Origin of the sequence: Aeromicrobium sp. JJY06 (genome assembly GCF_044069275.1) — a bacterium.
Taxonomy (GTDB): Bacteria; Actinomycetota; Actinomycetes; order Propionibacteriales; family Nocardioidaceae; genus Aeromicrobium; species Aeromicrobium tamlense.
Genome location: NZ_JBIMRD010000001.1, coordinates 2,215,761 through 2,227,612, shown reverse-complemented (window position 1 = coordinate 2,227,612; position 11,852 = coordinate 2,215,761). Strand labels below are relative to the sequence as shown.

The window sequence follows — 11,852 nt, the reverse complement described above, 5'->3', positions numbered from 1 at the left end:
CTAAGGGGTGGTTAAGGTCATGTCAACACTAAGTGCGACCCGTCTCAGAAGTAGTCGCGGATGATGACGGGCGCGGTCGGTGCCTCGAAGGAGCCGGGCTGCAGCACCGCGAGGTCGTAGGGGCGGTGCTCCAGGACCCGGTGCTCGGTGAGCACGTCGGTCAGCTCGGTGCCGGACGTGTCGAAGCGGACCGCGGGGACCACGGTCGAGAACGTGCCGAGCATCCAGAACAGCGAGTCGCGCGCCGCGTCGTCGGCCCAGACCATGTCCTCGACCTCGACGTACGCACCCTCGCCCTCCCCCGGCGAACGGTTCCACGCCGCGTACGCGACCGCCGAGCCGTCCTCGTCGAGGGCGAGCGTCACGCCGGTGGCGTCGTGCAGCCAGGCGTCGTCGTCGAACTCGGCCGACTCGCGCGTGAGCGGGCCGTCCTGCTGCCGCGCCCAGTCGGCGTACAGGCGCTTGAGCGTGGGCAGGTCGCCGGCGGTCGCGCGGCGCAGCTCCCGGGTGCGCTCGAAGCGGTGGAGCGCCGTCGTCGGGACCTCGATCGTGTCCATCGCGCCCACCGTGCGGTAGCCGAGGCTCCGGTAGATGCCGGGCGAGCTGGCGAACAGCGTGCCGATGACATCACCCTGCGAGCGGGCCGACTCGTGCAGGCGCTCGATGAGGAAGCGCAGCAGGCCGCGACCGCGGTGCTCCGGCGCGATGGCGACGCCGCCGATGCCGCACGTGGGCACCGCGCGACCGGCGAACCACGAGGCATAGGGTTTGCGCGACGCGGTGGCCGCGAGCTGCCCGTCGACGAACAGCCCCCACCGCTCGTACGCCGGGTGCTCGACGCGGTCGTTCGGAAGCCGGCCCGACCCGAACGCCGGCAGCCTCACGGCGATGAGCGCGTCGCGGTCGGCCTCGGTCAGTCTGCGGATCTCCATGGACCGACCGTAGGCGATCCCTCAGCGGTAGTCGCGGGAGCGGTGGCCGCGCGGGACGGCGGGGTCGATGAGGCGCTCGAGGGTCTCGGCCACCAGGTTGACCGCGCCCTGCTGGTGCTCGAGACGACCCCGGATCACCACGGCGGCGCTGGAGCGCGCCACGGCGCGGTGCCGCTGCCAGACCGCGTCGAACACGACCACGTTGAGCATCCCGGTCTCGTCCTCGAGGTTGAGGAAGGTGACGCCGCCGGCGGTGTACGGCCGCTGGCGGTGCGTGATGAGCCCCGCCACCCGCACCCGCCGATCGGGCTCGTGGTGCAGCAGTCCCCCGACGGCGAGGATCCCCTGCTCCTGCAGCATCGGGCGCAGGTGCTCGAACGGATGCTCGCTCGGCGAGATCTTCGTGGACTCGAGGTCGGCCAGGGTCAGCTCGACGTCGCTCATCCCCGGCAGCATCGGCGGTGGCGCCACGATGGCCGTGCCGGGCAGCCGGTCCTGGCCGTCGGTGTAGCCCGCGTTCCAGATCGCCTGGCGGCGGGTCAGGCCGAAGTCGTCGAAGGCGCCCGCCGTGGCCAGCTGCTCCTGCTGCGCACGGGTGAGGCCGCAGCGGCGCACCACGTCGGCCATGTCGGCGAACGGCCGCTCCGCCCGCGCCGCCACGATCCGCTCGGCGTCGGCCGTGCCGATGCCCTGCACCGAGGTCAGCCCCAGCCGCACCGCGTGGTGGCCGTCGCGACGGTGGTCGGCGTGGTCGGGGGCCGCTGCGGCGTCGAACTCCCCCACCGGTGGCTGCTGGGCCTGCGCGCAGGACGCCCGCCCCGAAGGGCCCGTGCGGTCGCCGGTCGGCTCGAGGTCGGCGTGGACGCCCGACCGCACGATGTCGGGTCGGCGCACCTCGACCCCGTGGCGCCGCGCGTCGGCCACGAGCGACTGCGGCGAGTAGAAGCCCATCGGCTGCGCCCGCAGCAGTCCGGCCAGGAACGCGGCCGGGTGGTGCAGCTTGAGCCAGCTGCTGGCGTAGACCAGCAGCGCGAAGCTGATCGCGTGGCTCTCGGCGAACCCGAAGTTCGCGAACGCCTGGATCCGGCCGTAGATGTCGTCGGCGAGGTCGCCGGTGATGCCCTTCTCGGCCATCCCCCGGTAGAGCTGGTCGCGCAGCCGGTCGATCTTCTCGACGCCGCGCTTGGAGCCCATCGCCCGGCGCAGCAGGTCGGCCTCGTCGCCCGTGCAGCCACCGAGGACCATCGCGATCTGCATGAGCTGCTCCTGGAACAGCGGGACCCCCAGCGTGCGCTCCAGCACCGGCTCGAGCACGGGGTGCGGGTAGGTGATCGGCTCCTCGCCGAGCTTGCGCCGGATGTAGGGGTGCACGGCGCCGCCCTGGATGGGTCCGGGCCGGATCAGCGCGATCTCGATGACGAGCTCGTAGAACCGGCGCGGTCGCAGCCGCGGCAGCGTGCCGACCTGGGCGCGGCTCTCGACCTGGAACACGCCGATCGAGTCGGCGCGGCACAGCATGTCGTAGACGCCCTGCTCCTCCTTGGGCATCGTGGCCAGGGTCCAGCGCTCGCCGACGCGCTCCTCGACGATGTCGAAGGTGTGCTGGATCGCGCCGAGCATGCCCAGGCCGAGCAGGTCGAACTTGACCAGGCCCATGTAGGCGCAGTCGTCCTTGTCCCACTGCAGCACGGTGCGGTTCTCCATCCGGGCGCGCTCGATCGGCACGACCTCGCCGACGGGGCGCTCGGTGAGCACCATGCCGCCGGAGTGGATGCCCAGGTGCCGCGGCGACTTCATCGCCTGCTCGGCCAGTCGCACGACCGGCTCGGGGATCGCCTCGGCCTCGGGGACGTCGGTGCGGACCGAGGACCACGAGTCGATGCGCTTGCTCCACGCGTCCTGCTGGCCGACGGAGTACCCCAGCGCCTTGGCCATGTCGCGCACCGCCGACTTCGGGCGATAGCTGATGACGTTGCAGACCTGGGCGGCGTTGCGGCGGCCGTACTTCTCGTAGACCCACTGGATCACCTCCTCGCGCCGTTCGGAGTCGAAGTCCACGTCGATGTCGGGCTCCTCGTCGCGGGTGGCCGACAGGAAGCGCTCGAACGGCAGGCCGTAGGTGATCGAGTCGACCGCGGTGATCTCCAGGGCGTAGCAGACCGCCGAGTTCGCGGCCGAGCCGCGACCCTGGCACAGGATGCCGCGGCCGCGGGCGAACGCGACGATGTCGTGGACGATGAGGAAGTAGCCGGCGAAGTCCTTGTCCTCGATGACGGCGAGCTCGCGCTGGAGCCGCTGCTCGGCCTCGTCGCGCATGTCGGCGTAGAGCCGGTCGGCGCCCCGGCGCACGAGCTCGCGCAGCCAGCTCATCGGCGTGTGGCCCTCGGGGACCTCCTGCTTGGGCAGCCGCGGCGAGGCCTTGCGCAGGTCGAAGGCGCAGGCGTCGGCGATCTCGACCGAGCGCGCCACCGACCCGGGCCAGCGGGCGAACCGCTGGGCCATCTCGGCGCCCGAGCGCAGGAACGGCGGCGGCGCGAGCCAGCCGTCGAGCTCGGCGAGGCTGCGGCGCGCCCGCACCGCGGCGAACGCCTGGGCCAGCCGGGCATCGGCCGGCCGGGCGGCGTGGACGTTGCCGGTGGCGACGGTGGGCAGGCCGAGGTCGGCGGCCCAGCCGGCGAGCGCGTCGTTGGCGGGACCGTCGCCGGGCCCGCCGTGGTCGGTCAGCTCGACCACGACGTGCTCGGCGCCGAAGAGGTCGACCAGGCGGCGCAGACCCGCGATCCCCTCGCGGCGCGCCCAGCCCTTGCGGCAGCCGGTGAGCACGACCCACCGGTCGCGGCCCCGCTCGGCGAGCTCGCGCAGGTCGTAGACCGGCTGGCCCTTCTGGGTGCCGGCGAGGTTCGCCTCGGTGATCGCCGCGGCCAGCGCGTGGTAGCCCTCGACGCCGCGGGCCAGCACGAGCAGGTGGTCGCCCTCGGGGTCGGGGACGCCGTTCTGCGGGCCGGACAGGCCCAGCGACAGCTCGGCGCCGTAGACCGTGCGGAGCCCGTGCAGCTGGGCCGCCTCGGCGAACCGGGCGGCGCCGCTGAAGCCGTCGTGGTCGGTCAGGGCGAGCGCGGACAGGCCCAGCGCCTTCGCCTCGCGCACGAGCTCCTCGGGGTGGCTCGCGCCGTCGAGGAAGCTGTGGTTGCTGTGGCAGTGCAGCTCGGCGTAGGGCACGACCGCGCCGGGCGCCTCGGGCAGCTCGGCGGCCTCGTAGGCGCCGCGCTTGCGCGAGAACGCCGGCCCGTCGCCGCCGTCGGGCAGCGGCTGCGCGGGATCGCGCCACCGCCCCGAGAGCCGCGCCTCCAGCTCGCGCCACGAGATGTCGGGGTTGTTCCAGCCCATCAGGACCCCCCGGAGCGCTGGCCGTGACGTTCATGGGGTCGACACGCCGTGAACGACCCCGCGAACGTCACGCCCAGGGCTGCGGTCGGCTCAGTCATAGCGGGCCTCGGTCCACCAGCGGCCGTTCTCGACGACCATGAGCCAGGCGCTGCCGTCGACGCCGACCACCTGGAAGCGGGCGACGCGACGGGCGGAGGCCTCGTCCCACCAGTGCTCGTCCACGGGCCACGGACCGGCCCACGCCGCGACGGGCTGCCAGGCCAGGTCGGCACCGGCCCGGAAGCGGGCGGGTCGCCCCGACAGCCCACCGCGGCCGCTGACGCTGACCGGCATCCCCTCGGCGCCCACGACCTGGGCGGGCGCCGGCTCGGCGAACACCGTGGCGGGCGCAGGCGCCGGCACGCTGCCGGGCCACGGCCGGTCGAGCGGGCGCTGCACGACGGCACGCTCGCCCCACGCGGCGGAGAGCCGCCGGTCGGACGGACCACGACCGCCCTGCACCCCCACCGAGCGGACCCCCTCGGGCCCGACGAGCGCCTGCACGCGCGCCACCGACCGCTCGACCTGGTCGTCGGGACCGCCGCCGAACAGGCTCTCGGCGTGCTCGCCGAGGGGCTCGACCTCGACCGGGACGCACCGCACCGCCGCCACGGGACCTCCGGGCGGGTCGGCGGACAGCTGCCAGCGCAGCCGGTCGAGCACGTCGCCCGAGCCGAACCAGCGAGGGTGGCGCCACAGCCGACTGGAGACCCGAGACTCCCCCGCGACCTCGGCGTCGACCTCGATCCGCAGCGTGGCGCACACCAGCCCCGCGCGGTCGAGCCGCCGGACGAAGTCCTCCACGGTCTGGCGGGCGCTGAACACCACCGCGTCGGCGCGCTCGAGCGGCGGCTCGAACGCCACCGACGCCGTCAGCTCGGCCGGCGGGGTGCGGCGCGAGATCTGGCGGACCTCCTCGCCGCGGGCCCACCGGTGCAGCAGCGCGCCGTGCGCGCCGAACCGCGCGAGCACGTCGGAGCCGGCCAGCGCCGCGAACTCCCCCACGCGACGGATCCCCAGCCGCCGCAGCACCGTGACGAGGTCGAGGCCGGGCGCGGACGTGCCGGCCGGGTCGGGCACCTCGAGCACCTCGACGGGCAGGTCGCGCAGGAAGTCGACGTTCCCGCCGGCCGCCACGATCACGCTGTCCTGGGCCGGGGCCTGGCGGGCGGCCAGCTCGGCGACGAAGACCCCGTCGGCGATACCGAACCGCACGTCCCACACGCCCAGGCCCACGAGCGCCTCGGCCATCACCGCGACGGCCTCGGGCTCGCCCCCGTAGTACCGGTCGGGGACGGTGAGCGCGCACAGGCCCGGGCGCAGCGGCGCCACGCCGGGGCTGAGCTCCTCGAGCGTGGTGACGACCTGCTCGAACGCCTTCGCGTCGGCCTCGGGACGGTGGTCGCTCACCACGAGGTCGGGGCAGCGCGACTGCGCGTCGCGGCGGCGCATCCCGCGCCGGACCCCCTGCGCGCGGGCGGCCGGCGTGCAGGCCAGCACGACGCCCTTCTCCAGGACGGCCAACGCGTCGGACGGCTCGGCCGCGCCCCCACGGGCGGCCTCGACGTGGTCGGCCAGCTGGACCAGCGCGGGCCAGTCGGGCACCCACACCACCATCGTGCGCATCAGCCCGCCACCTGCTCCATCGCGCCACGACGAGCGTCGGCGACGGACACGCCCACCGGGGCCACCCGCGCGTCACGGCTGGGCAGCCACAGCCGACGCGTGCCCGCGACGCGGCCCCCGCGCTCGACCTCGACCGTGACCTGGCGCGCGACGAGGTGACCGTGGCCGTCCTGCGGACCCGCCCAGACCGCGTCGCTCAGGCGCAGCCGGGCGTCGACCCGCGGCCAGTCCCCCACGGCCACGAGCACGGCCTGCCGCCGGTGCAGCCGGGCCCGCAGCCGCGCGACCTCGCGCTCGGGCAGGCTGACCCGGTCGACCATGACCACGCCCACCGCGTCGACCAGCGCGCCCAGCACCGAGGCCGGGTCGGCGCCCGCGTCGGGCACCCAGACGGTGCGGTCGAGGTCGACCCCCATCGCGGCGGCGGCCTCGAAGCCCACTCGGTCGCTGCCGACGATCGCCGACCAGGCGCCGTCGCGCGACGGACCCGCCATGAGCAGCAGCGCCAGGCTGGTGGAGTCGACCGCGTAGCTGCCGCCGGGCTGCAGCGCGAGCAGACCGCTGAGCGCCGGATGCGTGGCCATCGAGAGCACCGACGGACGTCCCTGCATCCGCCCGATCGTGGCCCGCAGGTCATCGACCAGGGTGGCGGTGGGGACGGCGGAGCTCACCCTCCCATCATCGAACACCTGTTCGAATCAGTCAATCCGGTTCGAGCACTCCCGGGCGTGTCGCGACGAGTGCCAGGATCGCCGCCGCCAGCGGCGACGCCGCGCCCGTCGGCCGCTGGAGGGCCCCCTGGGACGCCCCGTCCACGAGCCAGCCGACCCACGTCACCAGGTCCGCCAGATCCACATCCTCGCGCACGTCGCCGTCGCGGCGGCCGCGCCCCAGGTGCTCGGCGAGGAACCGCTCGACCATCTCGCTCTCGGCGGCGAGCGCCGCGGCGACCTCGGGCTCCCCGACCACGCCCAGCAGGCCGTTCACGAACGTGACGTACGAGTCGTCGGCCATCTCCGCCTCGATCCTCGCGGCATGGGCCAGGACCGCCGCCAGCCCCGACGCCTCGCGGGCCACCTGCTCCAGCGACTCGCGCAGGCTCTCGAGCTCGGTCGTCAGGACCGCCACCAGGACGTCGAGCTTGCTGGGGAAGTAGTGGAAGAACGTGCCGGACGAGATGCCGGCGGCCCGGCAGATGCCGGCCGTCGTCGCACGGTCGTAGCCGAGCTGGGCGAACTGGGCCGCCGCGGCGGCGACGATGACGGCACGACGCGCGCCATGGCGCTGGGGGTCCACGGATCGAGGCACGTCCGCACTCTAGGGCATGGATAGAGCAAACACTCTAGAGTGGCTACTCTATGAATGATCGGACGCCCTCCCCCGCCTCCTCGCCCGCCCGGCCCCCGGGTCCACTGCCCTGGCTGGTCGTGGGAGTCGGGCTGGCCATCGCCTACGCCCCGATGTGGCTGCCCCCGCTGGGCCGCGCGGCCGGCCTCTCGCCGGGCGTCGACGGGCCCGCCTCGTCCATCGTCTGGAACGCGCTGGCCGTCACCGTCCTGCTCGCCCACGTCCTGGTCGTCGAGCGACGCCCGCTGGCCTCCCTCGGCATCTCGCGCCCGCGGGCCAAGGACCTCGAGTGGGCGATGTACCTGTTCGGGATCGCCATGACGTGGCAGTGGGTCGTCCTCACCCTCTGGCCACCACCGGCCGACGACGGCACGGCGACCCTCACGGCGCAGCCGGTCGCCGTCGTCCTGGCCCTCGTCGTCTCGGCCGCGGTCTTCGAGGAGATCCTGTGCCGCGGCTATCCGATCGAGCGACTCAGCGAGCTGACCGGACGGCGCACGATCGCCTTCGCGCTCACGGTCCCGCTGTTCGTGGCGCCCCACGTGGCCTTCTTCGGCCTGCCGTGGCTCTGGACCGCCGGCGCGGGCACGGTCGCGATCTACGTCCTCTACGCCATCACGCGCAACCTGCCCGCCTGCATGCTGCTGCACCTGGGCGTCAACCTGCCGATCCTGATCCCCACGATCGGCCAGCGGCTCGCCGGCTGACCGAGAACGACGAAGGGCGGGCCGTCCCGTGGGACGACCCGCCCTCAGCCTCGAGCGATCAGCGCGAGAGCTCGATCGACCCGCCGGGGATCGCGTCGAGCAGTCGGCGCGTGTACGCCTGCTTGGGGTTGCTGTAGACCTCGTCGACCGAGGCGTGCTCGACCAGCTTGCCCTTCTCCATCACCAGCACGTCGTCGGCGATCTGGCGCACGACGGCGAGGTCGTGGGTGATGAACAGGTACGACAGGCCCAGCTCGGCCTGCAGGTCGGCCAGCAGCGACAGGATCTGCGCCTGGACCAGCACGTCGAGCGCGCTGACGGCCTCGTCCAGGATGACCACCTCGGGCTGCAGGGCCAGGGCGCGCGCGATGGCGACGCGCTGACGCTGGCCGCCGGACAGCTCGTTGGGGAACCGGCGCGCGACCGTCCAGGGCAGCGAGACCTTCTGGAGCAGGTCGCGGACCCGCGCCTCTCGCTCGGCCTTGGAGCCGATGTCGTGCGTGAGCAGCGGCTCCTCGATCGCCCGGAAGATCGTGTACTGCGGATCCAGCGAGGCGTACGGGTTCTGGAACACCGGCTGCATCTGCCGGCGCAGGGCCAGCTGCTGCTTCTTGGTGCGCAGGGTGGAGATGTCGACGCCGTCGAACTCCACCGAGCCCGTGGTGGGCTCGAGCAGGTCGAGCACCATCCGCGCGACGGTGGACTTGCCCGAGCCGGACTCGCCCACGATCGCCGTGGTGGTGCCGCGACGCAGCTGGAACGACACGTCGTCGACGGCGACGAAGTCGTTCTTGCGCCACGGGGCCGAGCCGGGGATGTTGAAGACCTTCGTGAGGTGCTTGGCCTCCAGCACGATGTCGGTGCCCGAGCCGAACTCGACCTCGGCCTGCGCGACCCCCTCCGCGAGCTCCTCGGCGACCTCCTGCGCGTGCTCGCGGACCTCGGCGCGCTGCTGGGACAGCAGCCGCTGGGAGGCCAGCGACGGGGCGCTGGAGATGAGGCGCTTGGAGTACGGGTGCTGCGGCTCCTGGAGGATCTCCAGCGCCGGGCCCGACTCGACGACCTGGCCCTTGTACATGACGACCAGGTGGTCGGCGCGCTCGGCGGCCAGGCCGAGGTCGTGGGTGATCAGCAGCACGGCGGTGCCCAGATCGGCGGTCAGCTGGTCGAGGTGGTCCAGGATCTGCTTCTGGACCGTCACGTCGAGCGCGCTGGTGGGCTCGTCGGCAATGAGCAGCTTCGGCCGCGCGGCCAGGCCCATCGCGATGAGCGCGCGCTGGCGCATGCCGCCGCTGAACTCGTGCGGGTACTGCTTCGCGCGCTGCTCGGCGTCGGGCAGGCCCGCCTCCTCGAGCAGCTCGACGACGCGGCGCTCGACGTCGGCGCCCTTGACCACCTCGTTGGCCACGAGGACCTCGGCGATCTGCTTGCCGACCTTGACGAGCGGGTTCAGGTTGCTCATCGGGTCCTGGGGCACCAGGCCGATGCGCGAGCCGCGCAGCGCCAGGATGTCCTTCTTGTTCGCCTTCGCGACGTCGTTCCCGTCGAACAGGATCGAGCCGCCGGTGACGTGACCCGTGCCGGGCAGCAGGTCGATGATGGCGTGCGCGGTGGTGGACTTGCCCGATCCGGACTCGCCCACGATGGCGACGGTCTGGCCCGGGTAGACGGTGAGGTTCGCACCACGGACGGCCGGGATGACCTCCTTGCCCTGGCGGAACGCGACGTCGAGGTCGATGACCTCCAGCAGCGGTGTCGTCATGCGCGGTTCCTCGACTTCGGATCGAGGGCGTCGCTCACGGCGTCGCCCAGCAGGATGAATCCCAGCGAGGTCAGTGCCAGCGCCGAGGCGGGCCAGAACATGACGCCGAGGCGCTGACCGGAGCGCACCTGGTTCTGGGCCGCGGAGATGTCGTTGCCCCACGAGACGATGCTGGTCGGCAGGCCCAGGCCCAGGAACGACAGCGTCGCCTCGGCCACGATGTAGACGCCCAGCGACACCGTCGCCAGCACGATCACCGGTGCCAGCGAGTTCGGCACCACGTGGCCCCACAGGTTCGCGCGGCGGGTCTTGCCGATCGCGCGGGCGGCGTCGACGAACTCGAGGTTCTTGACCTCCAGCACGGCACCACGCGAGATGCGCAGCACCTGTGGCCAGCCGAACGCCGCGAGGGCGAACACCACGGTGAGGATGAAGCCCCAGTAGCCGCGGTCGGGCCACAGGTTGTTGATGATCGACAGGCCGACCAGCGCGCCCAGCAGCAGCGGGATCGCGAAGAAGACGTCGGCGACGCGGGAGATGATCGTGTCGGACCAGCCACCGAAGAAGCCGGCCATGGCTCCGAAGATCACGCCCGGGACCGTCACCACGATGGTGCACAGCACGCCCACCAGCACCGAGGCGCGGGCGCCGTAGATCGTGCGGGCGAAGACGTCGTAGCCCTGCTTGTCGAAGCCGGCGATGTGACCCTCGCTGGGGCCCTCGAGGCTGCGGCTCAGGTCGGCGCGGGTCGGGTCGACGTCGGTGAACAGCTGCGGGAAGAGCACGACGATCGTGACGATCGTCAGGATGACGACCGAGACCCAGAAGATCCAGTTCTTGCGGAGGCGCTTCCACGCCTCCTTCCACTGGCTCTCGGGGCTGCGGCTGTCGTCGAAGGAGCCCGTCTCGGCCAGCGGCGTCAGCTCGACGGCGGCGACGAAGCGCTCCTGGCCCGGCAGGGCCTTCGGGGGGATGTCGGTGGGGAACTCAGGCATAGCGGATCCTCGGGTCGAGCCAGGCGTACAGAAGGTCGACGATGAGGCTCATGACGACGTAGATGAGGACCATCACCGTCACGACCGAGACGATCGTGGGGCCCTCCTTCTGCTGGATGGCGCGGAAGGCCAGGTTGCCCAGGCCCGGGATGTTGAAGATGCCCTCCGTCACGATCGCGCCGGCCATCAGCGTGCCGAGATCGGCGCCGAGGTAGGTGACGACGGGGATGAGCGAGTTGCGCAGGACGTGACGGCGGTTGACCTGGCCGTCGGTGAGGCCCTTGGCGCGAGCGGTGCGCACGTGGTCGGCCGTGAGGTTCTCGACCACGGAGGTGCGGGTGAGGCGTAGGACGTACGCGAAGGACACGAGTCCCAGCACGAATGCCGGGATGATCAGGCGGTCCCAGCTGGCGTCTCCGCCGACGGTGACCGGTGCCCAGCCGAGCTTCACACCGAAGATCAGCTGCATCGTGAAGCCGAAGACGAAGATCGGGACGGCGATGACGAGCAGCGAGGCCACGAGCATCGTGGAGTCGAAGAGCTTGCCGCGCTTGAGGCCGGCGTAGAAGCCGGCGGCGATGCCGAGCACGCCCTCGATGACCAGCGCCATCAGCGCGAGCTTGAAGGTCACCGGGATCGTCTCGGCGAGCAGCTCGCTGACGGGACGTCCCGAGAAGGAGACGCCGAGGTCACCCTGAGCGGCGTTGCCCAGGAACAGCAGCCACTGCACCAGGAACGGCTTGTCGAGGTTGTACTGCTGCTCGATCTGGGAGCGAACCGCTTCCGAGACGGGCTTCTCGCCGAACAGGGCCACGATCGGATCTCCCGGCATGGCGAAGACCATGGCGTAGATCAGGAACGTGGACCCGAGCAGCACGGGGATGGCCTGCAGGATTCGCCGGCCGATGTACCACCACATTGTTAGCTACCTCCGGGGCACGAGGGTCGTCCCGTGCGTCGATTAAGCGTACCCGCGTGCCCACGGATCGAGCGCGGGCACGGGGTGCGTTCGGTCATGAGTGTGGGGCGGCCCCGGGTCGGTGCCGCCCCCCCTCCC

Annotated in this window: 9 protein-coding genes; 1 reads left to right on the top strand and 8 read right to left on the bottom strand. The window is 72.6% G+C overall.

Translation table 11 applies throughout. The features are described from left to right. Positions 1–44: 44 nt before the first annotated feature. The 5 genes from eis to ACGWYL_RS10910 form a co-directional block, all read right to left on the bottom strand. Positions 45–932 (bottom strand): enhanced intracellular survival protein Eis, encoded by an 888-nt coding sequence (gene eis, locus ACGWYL_RS10930; RefSeq protein ID WP_395487168.1) that lies wholly within the window; start codon positions 930–932, stop codon positions 45–47. Positions 933–953: 21 nt separating this feature from the next. Continuing rightward, a complete protein-coding gene (locus tag ACGWYL_RS10925; RefSeq protein ID WP_395487167.1) occupies positions 954–4,319 on the bottom strand; it encodes an error-prone DNA polymerase in 3,366 nt (1,121 codons plus the stop codon). A 90-nt stretch (positions 4,320–4,409) separates the two neighbouring features. Beyond that, positions 4,410–5,984 (bottom strand): DNA polymerase Y family protein, encoded by a 1,575-nt coding sequence (locus ACGWYL_RS10920; protein ID WP_395487166.1) that lies wholly within the window; start codon positions 5,982–5,984, stop codon positions 4,410–4,412. After that, entirely contained in the window at positions 5,984–6,655 is a 672-nt protein-coding gene (locus ACGWYL_RS10915; RefSeq protein ID WP_179425466.1) for a hypothetical protein, read from the bottom strand. Before ACGWYL_RS10915 ends, ACGWYL_RS10920 begins: the two co-directional genes overlap by 1 nt. 31 nt (positions 6,656–6,686) lie before the next feature. Further along, a complete protein-coding gene (locus ACGWYL_RS10910) occupies positions 6,687–7,292 on the bottom strand; it encodes a TetR/AcrR family transcriptional regulator (protein WP_179425468.1) in 606 nt (201 codons plus the stop codon). A 119-nt stretch (positions 7,293–7,411) separates the two neighbouring features. On the opposite strand from ACGWYL_RS10910, the gene ACGWYL_RS10905 reads away from it, so the two are divergent. Next, entirely contained in the window at positions 7,412–8,038 is a 627-nt protein-coding gene (locus ACGWYL_RS10905) for a CPBP family intramembrane glutamic endopeptidase (protein WP_395487165.1), read from the top strand. A 58-nt stretch (positions 8,039–8,096) separates the two neighbouring features. On the opposite strand, the gene ACGWYL_RS10900 is transcribed toward ACGWYL_RS10905, so the two are convergent. From ACGWYL_RS10900 to ACGWYL_RS10890, 3 genes are read right to left on the bottom strand one after another with little or no spacing between them, the layout of a single operon-like run. Then, the gene (locus tag ACGWYL_RS10900) at positions 8,097–9,800 is read right to left on the bottom strand and encodes a dipeptide ABC transporter ATP-binding protein (protein WP_395487164.1); all 1,704 of its coding nucleotides are present in this window, start codon (positions 9,798–9,800) and stop codon (positions 8,097–8,099) included. Continuing rightward, positions 9,797–10,795, bottom strand: a complete 999-nt coding sequence (locus tag ACGWYL_RS10895) for an ABC transporter permease (RefSeq protein WP_179425474.1) — start codon at positions 10,793–10,795, stop codon at positions 9,797–9,799. The genes ACGWYL_RS10900 and ACGWYL_RS10895 overlap by 4 nt, the downstream gene beginning before the upstream one ends. After that, positions 10,788–11,714, bottom strand: a complete 927-nt coding sequence (locus ACGWYL_RS10890; RefSeq protein WP_179425476.1) for an ABC transporter permease — start codon at positions 11,712–11,714, stop codon at positions 10,788–10,790. Before ACGWYL_RS10890 ends, ACGWYL_RS10895 begins: the two co-directional genes overlap by 8 nt. Positions 11,715–11,852: the final 138 nt, after the last annotated feature.

Coding starts and splice junctions, on each gene's coding strand:
- eis (WP_395487168.1), bottom strand. CDS start 932: ATGGAGATCCGCAGACTGACCGAGGCCGACCGCGACGCGCTCATCGCC.
- ACGWYL_RS10925 (WP_395487167.1), bottom strand. CDS start 4,319: ATGGGCTGGAACAACCCCGACATCTCGTGGCGCGAGCTGGAGGCGCGG.
- ACGWYL_RS10920 (WP_395487166.1), bottom strand. CDS start 5,984: ATGCGCACGATGGTGGTGTGGGTGCCCGACTGGCCCGCGCTGGTCCAG.
- ACGWYL_RS10900 (WP_395487164.1), bottom strand. CDS start 9,800: ATGACGACACCGCTGCTGGAGGTCATCGACCTCGACGTCGCGTTCCGC.
- ACGWYL_RS10895 (WP_179425474.1), bottom strand. CDS start 10,795: ATGCCTGAGTTCCCCACCGACATCCCCCCGAAGGCCCTGCCGGGCCAG.
- ACGWYL_RS10890 (WP_179425476.1), bottom strand. CDS start 11,714: ATGTGGTGGTACATCGGCCGGCGAATCCTGCAGGCCATCCCCGTGCTG.